This is a genomic window from Actinomadura fulvescens (genome assembly GCF_039533225.1).
GTDB classification, from domain to species: Bacteria; Actinomycetota; Actinomycetes; order Streptosporangiales; family Streptosporangiaceae; genus Spirillospora; species Spirillospora fulvescens.
In genome coordinates, this window is record NZ_BAAATD010000008.1 from 132,404 (window position 1) to 153,534 (window position 21,131).

Below are 21,131 nucleotides of genomic sequence, written 5' to 3' on the forward strand. Positions count from 1 at the left end.
TCTGGTGGACGCCGCATGACGGAGGGCCGCGGGAGTACGGCTTCCACGGGCTGATGACGCTGGTCGCCAACTGCTACCTGGTGGCAGGGCTTGCCTTCCTCGGCTACACGGCCAGGCGCGCCTATCTAGCCGGTGCGCGCGCCAGCGCCAGGGGCGCCTACACGGTCCTGTCACCGCCACGTCGGTGGAGCCTGAAGGCGGGGCGCCGGACCGGGGGCTCCCTCGGTGAACGAGGCGGCGGCGTGACAGGCTCCCCGTCCCTCGGCGTACGCGGTGATGCGGCCGGATTCGACGCGGACGGCGGCCTCGGTCGCGTCGCTGACGGCGGCCACGCCGGCCGCGGCGGCCAGAGCACCGGCCGGGTCGTGCACGATCCGCAGTCGCGGCCATGTCGAGGGCGGGAACGACCGCACCAGGCAGGCGCGCAGGTCGGCGACGGTCAGACGAGCGAGGGCACCTAGTTCGTCGGGGTCTCCCGTCACCAGGACGGCCGTGACCTCGACGCCGGGCGGCACGGCGCGTACCGCCTCCTCGATCGCCTCCAGACGGTGCGGTCCGAGCACCGCCACCACGCGGTCGCCCGCGAGACGCGCGGGCTCGGCTCGGACGGCGTCCGTCGCGGGCGGCGGTGTCCACGGCCGTGGCCGGTCCGCGGGCCGCGCCGGCGCGATCCAGGACAGGTGCGGGGGTGGCCATCCGCCGCCCGGCTCCAGCTCCGCCAGCCGCTCGCACACGCCGATCGCGTCGAACGGTTCGACGAACCCGGGTGCGGCGGCGGCCAGCCGGCTCACTCCGTGCAAGGTCGTCAGCACGGCCTCGGCGACCTTGACCATGCGGCGATCCGTCCGGGCGAGCGCCTCCAGGGAGAGCCCGAGCAGGATCGCGTTCAGCTTCATGAGCTGCGCGAACGGCAGCCGGAGGCGCTCCTCGGCGGCGATCTCCGGTACGAGGTCCACGCCGAGCCGGGCCGTCCCCTCCGGATCGCCGGTGGCGAGCGGCAGCCGCGCGACCCAGGCGCGAGCGAACGCGCCCAACGCCTCGCGAGGCGTGCGGCCCGGGTCAGGTGCGGAGGACGGCGATCCGGCCTCATGGGCGAGGTCGGCCAGGACCGCGAAGTAGAGGGCCCGCTTGCCCGGGAAGTTGGAGTAGACCGCGCCACGGGTCAGCCCCGCGCGTTCGGCGATGTTGTCGATCTTGGCGTCGCGGAAGCCGCGCTCGGCGAACTCCTCGCGGGCCGCCGCCAGCACCCTGGCGCGGTTGCGCTCCTGCGTCTCCGCCCGCGTCAGCCGACCCATCGCCCCGCTCCGAATTGCCGCATCATCGGAACGAAGATAACGTCATCATCCAGATGTTGTGACCATCTGATTGGACCATTCGGTATGAGCAGCCCGCTGAGGTGCACGTTCTGCGGTAAGACCCAGGAACAGGTGAGGCGCCTCATCGCGGGCCCCGGTCACCTCTTCATCTGTGACGAGTGCGTAGGGCTCTGCAAGGAGCTCCTGGAGGAGGAGCAGAACGACTCCGCGCTGGACGACCACTCGCGCGACCTCCCCAAGCCGAAAGAGATCCGCGCCCACCTCGACCAGTACGTCGTCGGCCAGGACCATGCCAAGCAGACACTCTCGGTCGCCGTCTACAACCACTACAAGCGCCTCCGCGCCGCGAGCCCGGGAGGAGCCGGGGGAGACGTCGAACTGGGCAAGTCCAACATCCTGCTCATCGGGCCGACCGGTTCCGGAAAGACCCACCTCGTCCAGACGCTCGCCCGGGTGCTCGACGTCCCGTTCGCCATCGTCGACGCGACCGCGCTCACCGAGGCCGGTTACGTGGGCGAGGACGTCGAGAACGTGCTGCTCAAGCTGCTCCAGGCCGCCGAGTACGACGTGGCGAGAGCCGAGCACGGCATCGTCTACCTCGACGAGATCGACAAGCTCGGCCGCAAGGGCGAGAACACGTCGATCACCCGCGACGTCTCCGGCGAGGGCGTCCAGCAGGCGTTGCTGAAGATCCTCGAAGGCACCGTCGCGAACGTGCCGCCGCAGGGCGGGCGCAAACATCCCGGCCAGGAGTTCGTCCAGGTCGACACGGCCAACATCCTCTTCATCGCCGGCGGCGCGTTCGGCGGGCTGGAGCGGATCATCGAGGAGCGGACCGACCGGCGCGGTGCCGGCTTCGGCGCGGTCCTGCCCGCCGCCGCCCGCGCCGAGGACGCGCTGGCCGCGGTCATGCCCGCGGACCTGCGGACGTTCGGCCTGATCCCCGAGCTGATCGGCCGGCTTCCGGTGGTGACGACCTTCCGGCCGCTGGACCGCGCGGCGCTGGCGCGCATCCTCACCGAACCCCGGAACGCACTGGTCAAGCAGTACCAGAAGCTCCTGGCACTGGACGGCGTCGAACTGGAGGTCACCTCAGGCGCGGTCGAGGCGATCGCCGAACAGGCCCTGCTCCGCCGCACCGGCGCCCGCGCCACGCGTGCGATCCTCGAAGAGGTCCTGCTCCAGGTGATGTACGAGGTACCGAGCCGGAACGACGTCGCACGGGTCGTGATCACCCGGGAGACCGTCCTGCACAACGTCAACCCGACCCTCGTACCCCGCGGAACCCCCGGCGGTCACACCGACGACGAGGGCAGGGAGAAGTCCGCCTGACCCTCGCGCAACGCGTGCTCCTGAGGTGGGGTGAGCACCGATGGTGGACGACGCGTTCGGTGCCTTACATGGGCACGGCTACCAGGGACCCGCCTGGCCCTTGTGCAAGTGCACAAACCCGTGAGTCCGCTCCGTTCAGCCGTCGGCCGGACGCTGGGCGAGCCGCAATGCCCGTACGGCGGCGTAGAACGCGGCGGTGTCGGTGGGCTGCGCCAGGTAACGGCCGGTGAGCTGCTCGACCCGGTCGAGGCGGTTGCGGACCGTGTTGCGATGGCAGTAGAGCCTGGCGGCGACCTCGCTGGTCGAGCCCGTCTCCAGCCACGCCGACAGCGCTTCGAGCAGCGCCTTGTGCTCGGGGTGGTCCAGCACGGGGCCGAGCACCGACGTGACCAGCCGCGCCGACAGGTCGGAACCGGCCGCGACGAGGGCCGCGACGGGATCGCGGTCCAGTGTCGTGGCGCCCCGGACGTCGTGCGGTAGGGACGCGCGGGCGACGGAGGCCAGCCGCAGCGCACCGGCGGTGTCGCCGAGCGCCTCGTACGGCGGGCTCACCCCGGCGCGGCCCGCCACGGCCTGGTCGATGGCGGCGAACGTACGTTCCGCGTCCCGCGCGCCCGGCACCGCGACGATCCCGGCGAGGTCGTCGGTGCGCGGACGCCATGCCGACCGCAGTCCGAGCCGTGCCAGCGCGCGTTCCAACGTGGTGGCCTCGTCGCGTCCCGCCGCGACGCTGAGGTACGGCCCGCGCCCGGGAAGGCCGAGCGCCTCGGCGGAGCCGCCCAGTGTGCTCCAGTCGGCCACGCGTCCCTCGAACAGCGCGTCCAGCAGAACGAGGCGGCGGCGTTCGTCGTCGCGGGCGAGCCCGACGAGCGTCTCCCGGTAGACCTCGTTCACCGTCTCCGAACACGCGTCGAAGAGCGCCCAGACGGTCATGGCGGCGTGCGCGACCTCGCGCGTCGAGGAGTCGGGCCAGGTCCTGGCCTCGTCCATCAAGGCCTTCCACATCACCCGGTAGCCGATGCGGAACGCGTGGAGCAGCGACGCGATCGGCACGCCCTGGGCGGCACGGAGGCGCGCGTTGGCCCGCGACATCTCGGTGCTGACCGGGCGGCCCTCGGCCATGCAGGTGAGCTGCTCGCGCAGATTGCGCTCGTTGAAGTCCCGAACGTCCGCGCGGCGCTCCGGCCCCATCTGCGCGTACAGCTCGTCCTCGCTCGTGATCGCTTCGAAGATCTCGTCCGCCAGCTCGTCCGCCCGCGCCAGCAGCGTCGCCGCGCACTGGGACAGCAGCGAATCCACGACGATCTCCCGCGCCCGCCCGCCCATGCGCGGCAGTCTAGAACCGCGCGATCTCGTGCGTGGCAGACTCGTGACCATGACCTACGCCGCCGCAGACGATCGTTACGACCGGATTCCGTACCGCCGCACCGGACGCAGCGGGCTCAAGCTGCCGGCCGTGTCGCTCGGGCTGTGGCACAACTTCGGCGACGACCGGCCGATCGACACTCAGCGGGCCATCCTGCGCAGGGCGTTCGATCTCGGTGTCACGCACTTCGACCTGGCCAACAACTACGGCCCGCCGTACGGCTCCGCCGAACTCAACTTCGGCCGCCTCTTCCGTGAGGACTTCGCTCCCTACCGAGACGAACTCGTCATCTCGACGAAGGCCGGCTACGACATGTGGCCCGGCCCGTACGGCGAATGGGGTTCGCGCAAGTACCTGCTAAGCAGCCTTGACCAGTCGCTTAAGCGGATGGGCGTGGACTACGTCGACATCTTCTACAGCCACCGTTTCGACCCGGAGACGCCGCTCGAAGAGACGATGGGCGCGCTCGACCAGGCCGTACGCTCGGGCAAGGCGTTGTACGCGGGCATCTCCTCGTACCCGCCGGACCGGACGGCCGAGGCGGCGGCCATCCTGCGAAACCTGGGCACACCGCTGCTCATCCACCAGCCGTCGTACTCCATGCTCAACCGCTGGATCGAGGACGGCCTGCTGGACACGCTGGAGGCCGAGGGCGCCGGCTGCATCGCGTTCTCGCCGCTCGCCCAGGGCATGCTCACCGACAAGTACCTGAACGGCATCCCCGCCGGATCGCGGGCCAGCCTCGACAGGTCGCTGAGCCCCGACATGCTCACCGACGAGGCGCTCGGGCACATCCGCAGACTGAACGACCTGGCCGCCTCGCGCGGGCAGTCGTTGGCGCAGATGGCCCTGGCCTGGGCTCTTCGAGACCGGCGCGTCACCTCGGTCCTGATCGGCGCCAGCAGCGTCGCCCAGCTGGAAGACAGCCTCGCCAGCGTCGACAACCTCGCCTTCAGCGACGAAGAACTCCAGGCCATCGACAAGGACGCGGTCGAGTCAGGCATCAACATCTGGTCGACCTCAAGCGACGACTAAGGGTGGGGTGCGCGGCTCGTTCAGGAGAGGAGGGTGTCGCGGGGTGAGCGGCCGTAGCGCTTTCGGTAGGCGTTGGCAAAGCGGCCGTGGTGGGCGAAGCCCCAGGTGTTGGCGATGGCGGCGACGGTGTCGCCTTTGGTGGGATCGGCCATCTGCAGGTCGAGGTGGGCACGGTCGAGCCGGACCTGGCGGAGGTACGTGGTGGGCGTGAGGCCCAGATGGCGTTGGAACGCGGACTGGAGGGCGCGCGGACCGACCCGGGCGGCGGCGGCCACCTCGGCGACGCCGATGTCGGTGTCCGCGTGGGCGTCGATGAACGCGATGGCGCGACGCAACGCGGCCGGCCTGACCGTTCCTCGCGACGGCGCCTGCTCCATGGCGATCGGGAACGTTTCGAGAAGCGTGGTCGCGAGCAGCCGGAAGATCTGCGCGCGGATGAGCGGACTGGCCAGCGCCGCCTGGTCGCTCAGGAAATCCCGCGTGACGTGCCTGACCACGGACCGCCAGTAGCGCGCCCGCGTGGCCGACACCGGGCGGGAGAGCGGGAAGCGGACGCGGCCGTCGGTGAGCTCGCTCGCGACCCGGATCACCGCGGCGGTGTCGAGCCGGAGAACGCCCAGCTCCGAGCCCTCCCACCGCAGAGCGAGCCGGGAGTCCGGCGAGACGAGGAGTTCCTCGCCCGCGCCCGCCCGCACGTCGTCGTTCAACCCGGCCATGACCAGGCCGCCGTTGAGCACATGCGGGATCAGCAGGTCGCCGAGAGGTTCGACCACCGTCCGCAGTTCCATCGAGTGCGCGACGAACTCGACGCCGAACCGGTCCTCGCGCGTGGAAGTGGCCCGGAAGCGGAAATGGTCGCGGTCACCGGACAGACGCGGCGCGTGGTCGGCGTAGGCCGAGCGCAGATAGTCGTGTGCCATGTCCACGTCGGCGGTAGTGAACTCTGTATGCACCATCGGAATTGTCGAAGTCGCGGCCACGCGCGCCACCTCCCGATCCGGCGTTGACTCACACCCGTAGATTGACCGGTCGCCGGGGCGGTCGTCCAGTTGTCCGCCCTGCGAACGGGTTGTCCCCAGGGCGAATCCTTCCGCTTGCCACCGCCGCCCGCCACTCGTATCCATGGGCCAGGGCTCGCGCGATGCCCCCGGTCGCGGGAGCCCAGCGGCGGAGGGTGCCGCGGAGGGGTCGAAACCCATGGGGAGCCGCCGAGCGCGCCCCCGGGGAGACCTTCTTCGGGGAGGGGCGAACGCCCTCCGCCGCGTGTGGATCAAGTTTCGAGATCAGGACTGTCGTGGGCCTGGTCGCCTGGCGTGGCCGCGTGATAGATCCAGGTGCCATGCCGAAGCTCCGTGGTCTCTCCGCGTCCGTAGTGGCAGTGCTGGCCCTGGGCACCGCAGCCCCGGCCGCCTCGGCTGCCCCGGCCGCCTCGGCTGCCCCGGCCGCCGCGGCTTCCGCGGCTTCCGCGGCGAAGCCAGAACCCAAGGCGCCCAAAGAATTCGTCGCGTTGCGCGACATCGACCCGACGATCATCCAGGAGATGCGCTACAAGACCAGGCACAACTTCGTCGGTGAACGCATCGACGGCTATCGCCAGCCGATCTGCATTCTCACCCGGCCCGCCGCGCTGGCCCTGCGCAAAGCCCAGCGCCAGCTGCTGCGCAAGGGCTACACGCTCAAGGTGTACGACTGCTACCGGCCGCAGCGCGCCGTCGACCATTTCGTACGGTGGGCCAAGGATCTGAACGACCAGGCCATGAAGCGGGAGTTCTACCCACGGGTCGACAAGTCGCGCCTCTTCATCGACGGCTACATCGCCGAGAAGTCCGGCCACAGCCGCGGCAGCACGGTCGACCTGACCATCGTGAAGCTGCCAGCCCGCCACACACGCCCGTACCGCCCCGGCGAGCGACTGGTCCCGTGCTACTTCCCGAAGCACAAGCGCTTCCCAGACAACTCAATCGACATGGGCACCGGCTACGACTGCTTCGACACCCTGTCACACACCCTCGACCCGCGCATCAAAGGCCGCCAACGCGCCAACCGACTCCTCCTAAAGAGCACCCTCGAAGGCCTGGGCTACGTCAACCTTCCCGAAGAGTGGTGGCACTTCACCTACAAGCCAGAGCTCTTCCCCAACACCTACTTCGACTTCCCAGTAACCCGCCGCTCCCTAACCCACCACTAACTCGCGGCCTACCGTTCGCCGACTGCGGTAGTAACCGAGTGCGGTCGTAACCGTACGGGCGGCAGACCGCGCGGTGGTGTGCCGCGCGGTCTGCCCTTGGGAATGCCGGTTGTCGGTCAGGTGATGCGGGCGGGGTCGCTGGCGGGCAGGGCGGCGCACGCGCGTCCGTTGGACAGGACGACCGCTCCGGCCACCACGGTGCCGCTGTGGATGCCGCCACGGGGCACGGTGCTCTCCCGCGAGCCCTCCCACGACTTACGCCACCACAAGCCGCCGTTCCACGAGTGCCGCTTGCTCCAGCGCCGGGGACCGTTGACCTGGACCCGCCAGCTGTAGGAGACGGCCCGGCGCGCTCCGGCCAGCTCGAAGCCGGTCCTGACCTTGTACTTGCGCCGGCCCACGTCGCTCAGCCACAGCCACGCCTTCCCGCAGTTGCCGCGGACGACGTTCATCGGGGTCACCACGCCGGCCTCGGCCTGCTCGACCGAGTCGACCTCGACCAACGCGACCTTCACCAGCCGGCTCGGCGCCGCCCCACGTACGTCCGCCGCTGATACCGAGGCGGATGCCGCCGTACCCGACACGAGCGTGACCCCGGCCACCGCCAGCGGCACCAGCGCCTTCATTGCAGGCCTCATCGAGGCTCCTTTCGAGGGATGTGCCGTCGCATGCTCTTGCGGCGCGACGGCCCGACGGCGACCAGTGCAGCGAGCGTGGACCCCGGCCCGGAACCCGGACGCTCGGCCCGGACAGTCCCGGCCACGGCCGTCCGCGCTGACCTGCGCGGACAGCCGGCCCAGACGGACGGGACGACCGCCCGGACGGAACGGGGCGGTCGGGGTTGTGCTGGCAGGGACTGGACGACAACGTCCGGGCCACCGGAACGGAACGCCTTGGCCCTCGTACACGACCCCCTAGGCACCAACCGACCCAAAGCTCCCGAAAGATCCACCCTCGCCCGTTATAGTCCCGCGCAAAGATCAACTTCTGGGAGGGCTCGTGCGGCTGCGTTCTGGAAAGACGGTCGCCCTTCTGGCGGCGCTCACGGTCGCGGCAGGGGCACCTGTCGCGGTAGTCCTACAGCCGTCAGACGAGGTGTCGGCCAAGGGCACGTCGGGGGCCAAGCCAGCCGCCACAGCCGCCGTGAAGCCGCTCCCGTTCGACCTCCCCGCGACTGCCACCCTGCGCAAGTCGTCACGCAAGGTCTTCGCGCACTACTTCACGCCGTATCCCGTCTCGCTCGACAACAAGCCGGCGGCCAGCGACTACTACACCCGCAACTACCTCAACCCCGCCGGTGAAGGCGGCAAGCACAAGGCCTACGGCGGCCTACTGCGCGACCGCCCCCGCCCCCGCGCACCCCTGGCGGGCGACTGGCAACTCAAGGACATGGAGACCGAGGTCCGTACGGCCAAGGCCGCGGGTCTCGACGGCTTCACCGTCGACCTGCTCAACCTCGACCCGTCCAGCCAGCACCGCAAGCGCGTCGACCTCCTCATCAAGGCCGCCCAGCGCGTCGATCCCGGCTTCAAGATCGTGCTGATGCCCGACATGACGGCGACGCAGATCAAGTCGCTCAGCCCTGCCGGCCTCGCGACCGCCCTGGCCAAACTGGCCGCGTCACCCTCGGTCTACAAGCTCAGCGGCAACCGCCTACTGGTGTCCCCGTTCAAGGCCGAGAACCGTGCCGCGTCCTGGTTTTCGTCCCTCATCGCAGCTCTGCGCCAGAAGGGCTACAACACCGCCCTGGTCCCGGTCTTCCTCAACTTCAGCGCGCACTACAAGTCGTACGTTCCGATCAGCCATGGCTTCTCGAACTGGGGCAACCGCAGCCCGAACCAGCAGGGCGGCATCGCCGGCAACGTCTCCAAGTCGCACGCGCTCAAGAAGATCTGGATGCAGCCCGTCGCCCCGCAGGACGAACGCCCCAACCAGCGCGTCTACGACGAGGCGAACAACACCGAGAACCTCCGTACCACCTGGCAGAACGCCATCTCCGCCAAGGCGGACTGGATCCAGCTCACGACCTGGAACGACTTCTCCGAGGGCACCCAGATCTCCCCGTCCACCCACAACGGCAGCGTCTACCTGGACCTGACCTCGTACTACCTGACCCGCCTCAAGACCGGTAAGTGGCCGGCCATCGTCCGGGACACCCTCTACCTGATCCACCGCACCCACCGGGTCAGCGCTAGGCCGACCGCCGCAGGTCAAACGAAATTCATGTCCCCCCGCCCCGGCACCAGCACACCGCGCGACCGTGTGGAGGTCCTCTCCTTCCTCACCGCGCCGGCCGCCGTCAAGGCGTCGATCGGTGGCCAAGGCCAGGCCTACCAGGCCGCCCGCGGCGTCCAGTCCAGGCTCTTCCCGCTCCGCTTCGGCACCAACAGCGCCTCGGTCATCCGGGCAGGCAAGACGACCACGGCCGTCACATCCCCCTTCAAGGTCACCCAGACTCCTCGCGTCCAAGACCTCCAGTACTGCGCGGTCTCCAGCCGTCGCGCACAAACCCGAACAACAACTTCCCCTTGAGGAACCGCACGTTCCGCAAGGCTCCGTAATGTACGGAGTACCAGCAGGAACGAGGGGAGCACGAAAATGTTGCGAGGATTCGCCACCATCAACTTCTGGGTCGACGACATCGAGGCCGCGGCCGACTGGTACACCGAGTTCCTCGGCATCAAGCCGTACTTCAACCGCCCCGGACCCGACGGCCGCCCGGCCTACCTCGAGTTCCGCATCGGCGACTACCAGGCCGAACTCGGCCTCATCGACAGCCGCTTCGGCCCGCCCGACGCCAAGGGCCCCGGCGGCAGCGTCATGCACTGGCACGTGGACGACCTCGAAGCCACCCTCGCCAAGCTCATCTCCATGGGCGCCACCGAGTACCTGCCCATCACCGAGCACGGCCCGGGCTTCATCACCGCCTCCGTGACCGACCCGTTCGGCAACATCCTGGGCATCATGTACAACCAGCACTACCTGGACATCCTCGCCACCGCCGCACAGCCCACAACCCCGTAAACGACCAACCCGACAAACGCACACGGGCGGACCCCCAGGGGGTCCGCCCGCAGCTTTTCGTCCCAGACGCCACCCCGCGACGCGCACTTCATTTTCGGACGTGGTGGCTTGCGAACCTCTATAGTTCGGTTCGTGATCGAGGATCGTGGTGTTGAGCTCCAGGACGTGTGGGGGACGCTTCTGCCTACCGGGTTCCTGCATGGCTTGCGGGAGGCGCACACCGAGGCGACGCTCGTCGTCGCGGGTGCGCTGGACCGAGCGGCGGGCTTCAAGGAACGGTCCTTCGGCTTCACCGCGTTCGACGTTCTGGAGTCCCACCTTGACCGGGTCTTCGGAGTGGGCGAGGCGGGTGGCCCGTCCGGCGGGGAGCCGTCCGCTGGCGGGGCGTCTGGTGGGGCGTTCGGTGGGGAGCCGTTCGCGGGGACGGTCGTTCGCGATGACCTCAACGGGTCGCCGGGCTGGCGGCTGGGGCGTTACCGGGTGTTGCTCAAGCGACACGAGTTCGGCGCGGTGCGGTCGATCCGCTGGGATCGGGAGAGCCCGACCAAGCAGGCGGTCGCTCGGCAGCAGTTCAGCGGCGACCCCCAGCTGACCTTGGACATCGGGCTGGACGAGTCGCACGACACGCCCGGGGCGGTCACGCTGGTGCTGGCGCACAGCGCCACCGAGGAGCCGCTGGAGATGGAGCTTTTCCTGGGCCTTCCCAGGCTGAACGCCGACGGTGGCTCGGCGTGGCACTGGCTGCACCCTTTGGACGATGACACGCTCGGGCCTGATCCGCGCCGTAGGCTCGTGGAGCCCACCCTGCCGCTGTGGAGCGATACCGAGGCCGATGTGCCCGTCACGCTGCACCGCCGCTCGGCTCGCACCAACACCATCGTCGAAAAGGCCTAGTGAACACCTTCGATGACCGCGCGGAACAGACGGCCAGGCGACTCATCGAGGCCCGGCTGCTGTTCGACTGTGAACGGCTGACCCTGGCCCGGCGCCTGCGCGGATTGCGCAAGAACCAGCTCGCCCAGGCCATCGGCACGACTCCGACCGCCGTCGGCCAGTACGAGGCCGGGGTGCACCGTCCCTCGGAGCGGACGCTGTCCAAGCTGGCGATCGCTCTGGGCGTTCCGGTGGAGTTCTTCCACGCAGGTCGCGGTCCCGTCCGGATGGACACCGCCCACTTCAGGTCGCTGCGTTCCACCACGCAGATCGAACGTGACCAGGCGCTGGCGTACGGCAGGATCGCCGCCGACATCGTGACCGCCGTCGAGGAACTGGTGGAGTTTCCCGTCGCGGAGCTGCCCGAATACCCCGTACCGCCGGACGAGATCGCCGGACCGGGACCCGTCGAGGCCGCCAGGCAGGCCCGCAAGGCCATGACCGACCGGCCCGGCGCGATCACCCACCTGGTGCGTCTGCTGGAGAAGCACGGGATCATCGTGCTGGTCCTGCCCTCGCACACCGAACGCGTCGACGCGTTCAGCATCGGCGCGCACCCTCGCCCGATGGTGTTGTTCAATCCCGCCAAGGGCGACTACTGGCGCAACCGTTTCGACGGCGCCCACGAACTCGGCCACCTGGTCATGCACTCCGACGCCGAACCCGGCAGCAAGATCGTGGAGGATCAGGCGCACCGCTTCGCCGCCGAGTTCCTCATGCCCGAGGCCGACATCGCCGACCACCTTCCCCGTACCGCGGACTGGTCCCGCCTCGCGGAGCTGAGAGCCGCCTGGGGCGTCAGCATGGCCGCGTTGCTCTACCGCGCCCGGACGTTGGGGATCATGCCCGAGACCACGTACCGCAACGCGATGAGCGGCATGAGCGCCCGCGGCTGGCGGCGCCGCGAGCCGGGCCCCGCCAAACCGCTCGAACGTCCGACCATGCTCACCCGGGCCGTGGAACTCATCGCCGACACCGGCGTCGACCGCGATCAGCTGGCAGGCCGCGCCGGCGTCACCCGGGCCGACCTCGATCTCCTGGCCCCGGCACGTGAACGCCCTGCACTGACCTGACCGCGTCCGGGATTACCGTCAGGCCGTTTGAAAATAAGGTGCGGCCCGATTAAGTCGGCGAGCTGCGGCGGCGTTCTGTTTACTGCAAGATGTGCCCATCGAATTGGGTGAGCATCACGCTCTCGCATCTCAGTGATGGCCCCCGCAAAGCTCGGTGACAGGTAATCAGGAGCGGCGAGATGGCAGAAAGCGACGAGGGATCGGCGGCACGCGGGCCGCGCTGGAAAGAGTCCGACGCGTACGAGATCGCATGGCGGGATGTGCGGCCGGCCGTCGACCTCATTTCCGCCCCGCAGGTGCTGACGGTCATCCGTGAACTGACAGCCGGCCCCAAGAGCCACGACGAACTCCTACGGTCCACGGACGTGGAGCCCATCAGCGCTCTCCAGCAGCTGACCGACGCCGGAGTGGTCGAACAGGAGCAACCCGGCGTCGATGACACGACCGTGCGCTACCGCCTGACCCGGTACGGTCGCGAGGTCCTGATCCCGCTCACCGACCTCGGCCACTGGCAGGAACGCGGACGGCTGGAGCGGGAACGACGGCAGGCGCAGGGCCTCGGGGTCGACGTACAGACGCCCACCGTGGCCCGGATCTGGGACGCCATGCTCGGCGGCAAGGACAACTACGCCGTCGATCGGGCCGCCGTGGAGAGGCTGCTGGAGATCGAGCCCTACGCCGCCAGGTTCGCCCAGGAGAACCGGAAGTTCCTCGCACTGATCGTCGGCCGTCTCATCGAGGCGGGAGTCCGGCAGTTCATCGACATCGGGACCGGCCTGCCCACGATGGACAACGTCCACCAGATCGCCCACCGGCTGGCGCCCGAGACGCGCGTGGTCTACGTCGACAACGACCCGGCCGTCTGCGCGCACGCCCGGGCCCTGCTGGCGCCCGACCCGGAGACGGTCACCGTCATCCAGGAGGACCTCCGCCGCCCGACGGCCATCCTGGCGCATCCGGAGACCCGTCGCATGATCGACTTCACCCGGCCCGTCGGGCTGCTGGCGACGGGCATACTCCACTTCATCCCCGACCACGATGACCCGGTCCGCGCGCTGAAGGTGCTCAAGGACGCGGTGCCCTCGGGAAGCCATCTCGTGATCACCCATCTCACCGACGACACCGTACGCACCAGCAGACCCGAAGACGCGCAGGCCGGCCTGGCGGTGTTCGCACGGAGCAACGCGCCGCTCAATCTGAGGAGCCGTGCGGAGATCGAGACCTTCCTCGAAGGGGTCGAGCTCATCGAACCCGGGCTGGCCTGCCTGACCGAGTGGGGCCTGGACACGCCACCCGAAATCAGATTGAAGCTACGAGACGTCTGGATCGGAGCAGCCGGACGTAAGCCATGACCCTCACATGACAGCCACGGGAAGTGTCGCGAAGCCACGAACGTACGGCGACTGGCGACGGCTAGCGCGCGACATGTCGAGATCGAAGTCCGTTACCCGGGCCGTGAACTCCTCTAGCGTCACCCTGGCCTCCAACCGGGCGAGCGAGGCCCCCAGGCAGAAGTGGGGCCCGCTACCAAAACTGATCACCGGGCCGAACTCTCGTTCCAGGGCATAGCGGTCAGGCTCCGCGAAGACCGCCGGATCTCGGTTGGCCGCGCCGGGAAGCAGCACGATCCGTGATCCGCTGGGGAGCTTCACCCCGTGCAACTCGGCATCACACGTGAGCGTACGCAGCAGCGTTGGCGCGACCGTGTCATAGCGCAACGTCTCCTCAACCCACTCCCTGGCACGCCCTTCAAAAGCCAAGGCCTTCTGGTCCGGATGCCGCCAAGCCCAATACACGGCGTTGCCGAGCAAATTGGTCGTGGTCTCGTTTCCGGCACCGACCAGCAGATGCAAGAACGCGACGACCTCCTCGTCCCTGAGCCGGTCCCCCTCCACCTCCGCCTCGAGGAGAGCGGACACCAGATCGTCCTGCCGCCGCAGCCGCCGGTCCGACACCAGGTCGGCGAAGTGCCCGATGAGCTCCATGAGCGCCGCCAGCCCCTCCGCCGTCATCTCGCGCCCGCCCGGCTCCCGGTGCATGGCGAGGTCGGCCAGCCGGCGCAGTTCCCCCCGTTCCGCCTCCGGAACGCCGACCAGCTCCGAGATCACGTCCGTGGGAATCCTCGCGGCGATGTCGCCGACGAAGTCGACCTCGCCCTTCGCCAACGCCGTGTCGACATGCCGCCGGGCGACCTCGCGAATATGCGATTCGAGCTCAGCGACCCGCCGCGGAGTGAAACCGCGCGAGACCAGCCCCCGCATCCGCGTGTGATCCGGTGGATCCATAGCGATGAACGACAACGCCCGCCTCGCCGCCGGCCCCCACACCGAGGCCTCCAGCAACGGCCCGTTCGCACTGGAGAAACGACGAGAGTCCCGCAGAGCCGCGACGACGTCCCCATGCCGGGACAACGCCCAGAAGTCGAGCTCCTCATTCCGATAAACCGGCGCCTCCGCCCGCAACCGCGCATACACGGGGTACGGATCAGAGTCGACGCCGTAGAAGTCGTAAGGACTGAACTCCAGGTCCGCCATCAGGCCCGCCCGCCCTCGCCCTTGTGATCTTCTGACCAAGACAAGTGTCCACACAACAGTCCAACGAGTCCATAGCCCCCGACACCCAAAGCCGGCCAAGGCGATCGGCGCAAGAAAACCAGACGTGAACAAGCCCGCTGCCCAAGATCATGCACCCACCGGGGGCCTTCACGGCCACCAAACTCCCACCCCCACGCCAAAACTGACGTGGGAAAACTCGTCATCACAGCTGCCACCCCACCCCAGGTCGTCTTCACGAGAAACAGGGCGACAAAACAGAAGCCCCAAATGACAGCCCGCAGCAATCGCCTAGTCCGAGCAACCACAACAACCTCTGTGGTGCTCGTTGCCCCCCGTCGCCGCCGTGGTCTCGCATCGCCCCATGCACGAACGCGCCCTAGCTCACCGTGAGGCCCCATGGGCCGCAGTCCTCATTCCCAGCTCCGAGGACTGCATCATCGTCGCGCCCTCGATGTCAGTTCTCCTTGCCACCCCAGCCGGCGACCGAGGCGGCTGGCTCGGTTGGCCCCTTGTCGCCGCAGGGCAGCCAGGCCTCTCTCGCCGCCGCCCAGGCGCGAGATCGCGGCCGCGTACGCGGCCGGAGTCAAGGTGGGGACGCATCGCCAAGCAGTCCGGAATGGCGGGTGGGTTCAGTCGTCCGCAGACCGACGAAGACGTGTCGCTCACGAGCCTGCGTTCGAAGCAGGCTCATGCCGGAGGCCTCAGCCTTCGATGTTGGGCATTCTGACCCATACCTGTGGTGATTCCAGGCAGTCACTCGTGTTTGGGCTCAGGCCGGCGTACACCATGCAGTGGGCGATGGCGCTGAATTCGCAGACGTAGCTGGCGAGGACTTCGCGCGCGGTGGAGTTCTCACGCGGGTCGTATCCGGGGTGTAGGTCCCAGGCCTCGGCCTGGCCGTTCCGCCAGATGCTCCCTTGGTTGCCGCTCTTGGGGTTGGCGTACATTCCGTAGCCGAACGTCCCAATGGTGACCGGACCGGCCACGGCATCGTTGTCCGCTGCGTAAGCCCATGGCTGGGTGATCACGCATCCGCCCGGCACGCTCGTTAGCCCTACCACTGAAAGGTCCAGGTCCTCCCAATTCTCGGGTTCCGCAGGGGCGTCGACCTGGATCGCTCCGTCGAGGCGACGAAAAGCCTCGTTCAGCCCGACACCCGCAACGCAGAGCAGGCTGTACCCGTCGTAGTGGATGCCGGAGAACACCTCCGCCAGCTGCGGTCCGGCATCGGCCATCGCCTGTTCGCCGGCACTGAGCCGGATCCCCTCGGGCGGCGTGCCGAACAGGTCGAGGTGCGGTCCCGCCAGGGCCAGCCGTCCCGGCGACCAGCCGTCCATCATGTCCAGCCAAGGATCGGCGCCGGCTTCCACCAGCACCCGGGCGATCTCGGAGCGGTCACGGAACACCGCTTCCCACAGGGCGCTGCGCCCGTCGTTGAGTCCGTCGAGCTCACCATCGCGGACATGGGCGACCAGCAGCGCCACCAATTCCGGTGAGCCTTCCTTGGCCGCCTCGTGAAGCGCGCTGCCGTAGGTCCACAGCGATCCAAGCGGGTCGGCACCGGCCTGCAGCCGGGCACGGATCTTGTTCAAATCGCTGAAGTCACCATGGACGATGCCAGTCCAGTCGGACGTACCCACCAAGGAGATCCTCCGTCCCGTCAATCGTGAGTCGAGCCTGGAGCATAAGGACCGACACCGACAAACGAGCGCAGCACCGAAGTGCCTGCCGGCTCCCAAGGCGCTCGCCACATTCGGTGCCCGCTTCCTCGACGGCGTACGAGTGGGTCTGCCTTCCGGGCAGGAGCTTGCAGGTAAAAGGTCACCTGCGACCCTCCCTGTCGCTTCTTCAAACGGCCGAACCGGACGAATAATGATTCGCCACGACCGATCAGCAACCCGGGAGGACCTGGATACAGGCGAGGTATGGATCCCTGTTCATCAGAACGACCTGCCGCTGGTGCTTGGCCTGGACGACCGGGCCGCGGTTCTCGCAGTGACCTCGGCGCGGGATCTCCCCCCACAGCCGGCGAGTGGCAACGGATACCGCTGGGCCAGTTGGCAGGGATCCTCTCCGAGGAGGTGTCGGTCTACCTGTATCCGGAACGTGAGGTCCTTGGTGCTGAAGAGCTCGACGGGCTCAGCGGCAGGCGGCTGGTGCGCGCAGCGGAGCGTGTGCATGCAGACCATTTCACGTCGCATGAACTGTACGTGGAATTCCTTGGACCAACGGTCTACTGCCTGGCCACCGAAGGCCAAGAACCATCGCGAACGACTCCGGTCGGCCGACCGTTCCAAAGGGGCGCGGATAAGGTCTGTTTCCCGCGAACTGGTGTGGCGATGGGCCGTGATGCAGAGGACGACGGTGCCGGATCAGAAGAAACCCGTACCAACGGAGGCCGTCGATGAGCCGGCGCCCACCACCTAGCCCATGCGGCAACGAGTTCGCGTCCGCACGAGAGCAATTTGCTCGCCCTGCCCCAAATCGTACGGCCGGCCCGCTGCGCCACCTGCATCGCCGCTTCTGGAATCAGAGTTCCCACGTACCGGTGGGCACTTCCTGGCACCTCCGCTCGTCCGCCGACGGCTCCGCCTACCTCACTTCACCGCATGCCGAGAGGGGTCACCGGCGCGGCCTTGATCTGCGCGGTCATACCGGTCCAGCCATCACGTTGGCAGCACCTGGCACCGCCTGCGCACACCATGCGTCCAGATGAATACACATGGCCACGGGGCTGTCCGCTAATGGACAGCGGCACTGCTATGACCAGGACTCTTTCCGGACATGACTCAGGGCATTACTCTCTCCACCTTGAGAACCTTCCGGTGCCTGTGCGAGAAATTGTTGTGATCGGCCGATCGCCCCTTTACCCGATCACCTGGAGGTGCCATGCGTTTGCGCGCACTTGGTTTCACCACGGCAGCGGTCGTGGCGATCACACTGGTCACGGCCCCAGTGCACGCTGTCGAACCCCCAGCGCCGAAGTCCTTCACGTTCTTCTGGCCGAGCGACAAGCCCGTCCCGCACAAGATCTCACGGGCCGAACTGGACAAAACCGAGCGCCAGGCCACCGTAAGAACCATGGAGGAGACCGCTCCCGGCTTCAGGCTGCGAGGAAACCGCAAACAAAGTGACTACGTGTTTGTCACCAATCGGCAGCCGGTCGTTAAGGGCGGCTGCAATGGATTCGACTGCCAGATCACCGACCTCGGGTGGGTGCAGATCAAGCAGACGATCTTCGGTGGCGGTTCCGACCGGTGGGAAATGGAGGTATCCGCTGGCCACGACAGGGGCATGGACTTCTCCGTGGACACCTGGTATGCGTGTGCTGTCAACATCCCCAGCGCAAGGGACGAGTACTGCGAGGACTATCGCGACGACGGAGCCGACATCCGCGGCGAGGCCGGGAGCATGCCCACAGGGGTGTACTACCCCGTGTTCATCAACCGCGGCTTCGGCTCCTGGCGGCCGATCAAGAAGTTCCCCATGGTGCATCTGATCGCCACCTGGGAAGACGGATCGCAACCCAAGGGCGACGACGGCGATCCTGGTCTCAAGGCCCGGATGTGGGATACCTGCATCGAGGCCGACAGCACCAAGCTCTGCCCCGTTACCGGCACCGGATGGTGAGACCCTGAACGTCTTCGGCTACGTCATCGACGGCTGCGCCCGCCATCAAATCACCCTGATGGGGGCGCAGCCCCTGACGGTCAATGCAGCCTGTTGGGCGGAACCCGACGGCGCGCGTCCGGACTCGATCATTGCCGCGTGGGCGATCCCCGCTGCCTGGCGCGACCAGCCAGGGGAGCTGTTTCACTGGGTGCCCGGCGCCTTGCAACGGGCCGCAAGCACCTGGGGCGCCGTCGCTCATCGCGATGAGCCCGTAGAGGACCTGGGCTGGCATCTGTTTCCTCCCGACCGGCCGCTTGCCGAAGACCTGACCGGATTGCGCAGCACCTGCTTGGAAGTCGATGGGCACGCCCTCAGCGGCCTCGCCAAGCAACACCGAGGGGTCACATTCACGGCAACGCTGGTCCCTGCCGCGCTCACCTCGCCCCTGCACGCCGCGCTGTCCACAGCCCCCGCACCGCTGCTCGTGGGAATCGCCGAATCCGCCACCGAATGCACGAAGATTCTTCGGCTTAAGACCGCGCAGCAATGACTTGTCCATACCACCGCCTCAGCCGCCGAGCGACCGTCCGCGATGTCGCCGCCGACCCCGCGACGGCATGGCCGCTGAGCCGGACTGGATTGGCCGTACGATCCGCCGCTGGGAGGCCTACGGCCCCGCCCTCGAATGGGCTTGTCGAGCAGGATCGCGGCGTCGACATGCCGCACTCGACCCAGATGAGCCCGCCGGGCCGGGGTCCGTGATCAAGTAGTTCCACGGTCACTGCGGGAGTGGTAGACGCTTTCCACAGCGAGATCACCGCGCGAGTCGGAAGGCTGGAGCCGACGATCCTCGGCTGCTGCGGAAGCTTCTCGGAGCCTTCCGGATGTTCCGCAGATCGCGCCAAGGTGGGTGACCTTGTGAAGAGCATGGTCGCCGACGTGTACGACGTCATGGAGTTCCGGCGGATCTTCGGATCTGTACCCCCTACCGGATTCGAACCGGCGCTACCGCCTTGAAAGGGCGGCGTCCTAGGCCGCTAGACGAAGGGGGCCCTGGTGTGGTGGGTGGTCGCCCACTTGACCATGACCAGCATAGGGGACAACCAGCCTGGACGCATAAATGGTTAGGGGGTTGGGGTGCGTGGGGGTGTCGAGGTGGGCCATTGGGAGGGGAAGGTCGGGCTGGTGGGTGGAGGGGTCGGGGGTGTGGTGGGTGGGGTGATGGGACGGTCGGGCTTGGGTTCCAGGTGGCGTTCGATCTGGGCGGAGGTCAGGCCCAGGCCGCCTAGGCGGAGGTCGTCCCAGCCTTGGAGGCGGTGGGTGGCACGGCTGAAGTAGAGGACGGAGAGCTCGATGGGGGTGGGCTTCTCGTGCTCCAGGCCGCGGAGGCCGGCGCCGCCTGTGGAGCCTTGGACGAAGAGGCGGGTGCCGGTGGGGAGCAGTTTGGTGGAACGTTCGTGGGAGTGGCCGGAGAGGGCCAGGGGTGTCAGGCCTGAGAAGCCCTCGGCCTGGTTGGGGTCGTGGATGACGGCGATGTCCGGGGTTGTACCGGTGGCTCGGAGCTTCTGGGCTTGGGCGGTGCCGAGGGCGTGGAGCTGGTCGGCGCCCACGTTGTCGTCGCGGGTGGACTTGTCCGGGGTGAAGCGCGGGTCGCCTACGCCGTAGATGCGGAGACCTTCGACTTCTTGGAGCTTTCCGTCCAGGACGACGGCGTTCTTCTGGGCGGCTACGGCTTTCTGGGTCGATTTGGAGTCGTGGTTTCCGCGTACGAAGACGTAGGGGACCTTGAGGCTTGCGATGTCGGAGGCGAAGCGGTCTTCGGGGCCGCTGCCGTGGTCGGTCAGATCGCCGCTGTCGATGATCAGGTCGATCTGGAACTGGGTGCTGACCGAGCGGATGACCGACCAGGCGGCGGGGTTGAGGTGGATGTCGGAGACGTGGAGCACGCGGAGGGTCGAGGGGTCTGGTTCGTAGGTGGGGAGGGTCGAGGTGGCCGCATAGAGGCGGGAGACGTTCCCGACTAGGCGGGCCAGTTGAGCTCGGTAGGCGGAGAAGCGTTCGACGATGCTGCGTGCGTCGCCCACTACCTGGGGTGCGTTGGCCAGTAGGCCGGTGTAGCGGGGTTCGGCCAGGGCTTGGGGATTGAACGTGGCCCACGTCAGGACCGTGATGGCGATGACAGTTGCGAAGGTCGTAGTCAGGGCTAGGACGGCTTTGCGGAGTGAGCGGAAGACGATAAGGGCTGCCAGGAAGGAGAAGCCTAGGCCTAGGGCTAGGGCGCGTAGGAGGAGGATGACAACGCCGTGCCGTAGTTCTGTGCCTACCTGGTTAGTGAGCCGGTCCACTTCGTTGTCGGACTCGATCAGTGCTCGGGCCTCGTCTGGGCGGAGGTCGGTGACGCTGGCCTCCAGGGCGATCGGGCCCCAGTGCGTGTCCAGGCGGAGGGCGCCGAGGGGCGGGATCTGGATCGTGGTGCCGCCCGTCCAGGACGGACGTAGGGCCAGGGAGACATCGGTAGGGCCTACCGGGGTGACCACGTGACCGCCGAGGGTGAGGCCTAGGAGGCCTCCCAGGAGGCCTACGGCGATCACTAGGAGGACCCGGCCGGGGCGGCCGCGCAGGAACTTGGCAAGGGGCGCCGTTAGGCGGCGGAACGTGGCCCGGATGCGGGGCACGGTGCCTCCTTCTGTCGAGCAG

The 21,131-nt window shown here is 68.1% G+C and carries 18 protein-coding genes and 1 tRNA gene; 11 read left to right on the forward strand and 8 right to left on the reverse strand.

The genetic code is table 11. The features are described from left to right. Window positions 1-170: 170 nt before the first annotated feature. Window positions 171-1,295 (reverse strand): TetR/AcrR family transcriptional regulator, encoded by a 1,125-nt coding sequence (locus ABD333_RS28270; RefSeq protein WP_344545545.1) that lies wholly within the window; start codon window positions 1,293-1,295, stop codon window positions 171-173. Window positions 1,296-1,379: 84 nt separating this feature from the next. On the opposite strand from ABD333_RS28270, the gene clpX reads away from it, so the two are divergent. After that, window positions 1,380-2,648 carry an ATP-dependent Clp protease ATP-binding subunit ClpX gene (gene clpX / locus ABD333_RS28275; protein WP_344545546.1) on the forward strand — a complete coding sequence of 423 codons (1,269 nt, stop codon included), beginning with the start codon at window positions 1,380-1,382 and terminating at the stop codon, window positions 2,646-2,648. 135 nt (window positions 2,649-2,783) lie between these two features. Here the strand turns inward: clpX and ABD333_RS28280 are convergent, their stop codons facing one another. Further along, window positions 2,784-3,974 (reverse strand): PucR family transcriptional regulator, encoded by a 1,191-nt coding sequence (locus ABD333_RS28280; protein ID WP_344545547.1) that lies wholly within the window; start codon window positions 3,972-3,974, stop codon window positions 2,784-2,786. Between the two features lie 49 nt (window positions 3,975-4,023). Here ABD333_RS28280 and mgrA point away from each other — a divergent pair, with 49 nt between their 5' ends. Further along, a complete protein-coding gene (gene mgrA / locus ABD333_RS28285) occupies window positions 4,024-5,049 on the forward strand; it encodes an L-glyceraldehyde 3-phosphate reductase (RefSeq protein ID WP_344545548.1) in 1,026 nt (341 codons plus the stop codon). 20 nt (window positions 5,050-5,069) lie between these two features. On the opposite strand, the gene ABD333_RS28290 is transcribed toward mgrA, so the two are convergent. Continuing rightward, window positions 5,070-6,005: an AraC family transcriptional regulator gene (locus tag ABD333_RS28290; protein WP_344545549.1), complete on the reverse strand. Its 936-nt coding sequence runs from the start codon at window positions 6,003-6,005 to the stop codon at window positions 5,070-5,072. A gap of 383 nt (window positions 6,006-6,388) precedes the next feature. Between ABD333_RS28290 and ABD333_RS28295 the strand changes: the two genes are divergently transcribed. Further along, complete coding sequence (locus tag ABD333_RS28295) at window positions 6,389-7,237, forward strand: M15 family metallopeptidase (protein ID WP_344545550.1); 849 nt, start codon at window positions 6,389-6,391, stop codon at window positions 7,235-7,237. Between the two features lie 116 nt (window positions 7,238-7,353). Here ABD333_RS28295 and ABD333_RS28300 read toward each other — a convergent pair whose 3' ends face one another. Continuing rightward, on the reverse strand, window positions 7,354-7,875 hold the full coding sequence (locus ABD333_RS28300; protein WP_344545551.1) for a hypothetical protein: 522 nt from the start codon (window positions 7,873-7,875) through the stop codon (window positions 7,354-7,356). Window positions 7,876-8,236: 361 nt separating this feature from the next. Between ABD333_RS28300 and ABD333_RS28305 the strand changes: the two genes are divergently transcribed. From ABD333_RS28305 to ABD333_RS28325, 5 genes are all read left to right on the forward strand, one after another. Next, a complete protein-coding gene (locus ABD333_RS28305; RefSeq protein WP_344545552.1) occupies window positions 8,237-9,769 on the forward strand; it encodes a glycoside hydrolase family 71 protein in 1,533 nt (510 codons plus the stop codon). Between the two features lie 66 nt (window positions 9,770-9,835). Continuing rightward, window positions 9,836-10,261 carry a VOC family protein gene (locus ABD333_RS28310; protein ID WP_344545553.1) on the forward strand — a complete coding sequence of 142 codons (426 nt, stop codon included), beginning with the start codon at window positions 9,836-9,838 and terminating at the stop codon, window positions 10,259-10,261. A 132-nt stretch (window positions 10,262-10,393) separates the two neighbouring features. After that, window positions 10,394-11,155: a hypothetical protein gene (locus tag ABD333_RS28315; protein ID WP_344545554.1), complete on the forward strand. Its 762-nt coding sequence runs from the start codon at window positions 10,394-10,396 to the stop codon at window positions 11,153-11,155. Continuing rightward, the gene (locus tag ABD333_RS28320; RefSeq protein ID WP_344545555.1) at window positions 11,155-12,267 is read left to right on the forward strand and encodes an XRE family transcriptional regulator; all 1,113 of its coding nucleotides are present in this window, start codon (window positions 11,155-11,157) and stop codon (window positions 12,265-12,267) included. The genes ABD333_RS28315 and ABD333_RS28320 overlap by 1 nt, the downstream gene beginning before the upstream one ends. A gap of 179 nt (window positions 12,268-12,446) precedes the next feature. Next, complete coding sequence (locus ABD333_RS28325) at window positions 12,447-13,619, forward strand: SAM-dependent methyltransferase (protein WP_344545556.1); 1,173 nt, start codon at window positions 12,447-12,449, stop codon at window positions 13,617-13,619. Between the two features lie 3 nt (window positions 13,620-13,622). On the opposite strand, the gene ABD333_RS28330 is transcribed toward ABD333_RS28325, so the two are convergent. Continuing rightward, a complete protein-coding gene (locus ABD333_RS28330; RefSeq protein WP_344545557.1) occupies window positions 13,623-14,801 on the reverse strand; it encodes a cytochrome P450 in 1,179 nt (392 codons plus the stop codon). Between the two features lie 364 nt (window positions 14,802-15,165). Here ABD333_RS28330 and ABD333_RS47605 point away from each other — a divergent pair, with 364 nt between their 5' ends. After that, a complete protein-coding gene (locus ABD333_RS47605; protein WP_410557588.1) occupies window positions 15,166-15,549 on the forward strand; it encodes a hypothetical protein in 384 nt (127 codons plus the stop codon). On the opposite strand, the gene ABD333_RS28335 is transcribed toward ABD333_RS47605, so the two are convergent. Further along, the gene (locus ABD333_RS28335; protein ID WP_344545558.1) at window positions 15,524-16,462 is read right to left on the reverse strand and encodes an ankyrin repeat domain-containing protein; all 939 of its coding nucleotides are present in this window, start codon (window positions 16,460-16,462) and stop codon (window positions 15,524-15,526) included. The genes ABD333_RS47605 and ABD333_RS28335 overlap by 26 nt on opposite strands. A gap of 1,249 nt (window positions 16,463-17,711) precedes the next feature. Between ABD333_RS28335 and ABD333_RS28340 the strand changes: the two genes are divergently transcribed. Continuing rightward, complete coding sequence (locus ABD333_RS28340; protein ID WP_344545559.1) at window positions 17,712-18,452, forward strand: hypothetical protein; 741 nt, start codon at window positions 17,712-17,714, stop codon at window positions 18,450-18,452. A 58-nt stretch (window positions 18,453-18,510) separates the two neighbouring features. Continuing rightward, window positions 18,511-18,984 carry a hypothetical protein gene (locus ABD333_RS28345; protein ID WP_344545560.1) on the forward strand — a complete coding sequence of 158 codons (474 nt, stop codon included), beginning with the start codon at window positions 18,511-18,513 and terminating at the stop codon, window positions 18,982-18,984. A gap of 429 nt (window positions 18,985-19,413) precedes the next feature. Here ABD333_RS28345 and ABD333_RS28350 read toward each other — a convergent pair. Further along, a tRNA-Glu gene (locus ABD333_RS28350) sits at window positions 19,414-19,486 on the reverse strand. Between the two features lie 72 nt (window positions 19,487-19,558). Then, on the reverse strand, window positions 19,559-21,109 hold the full coding sequence (locus ABD333_RS28355) for a metallophosphoesterase family protein (RefSeq protein ID WP_344545561.1): 1,551 nt from the start codon (window positions 21,107-21,109) through the stop codon (window positions 19,559-19,561). Window positions 21,110-21,131: the final 22 nt, after the last annotated feature.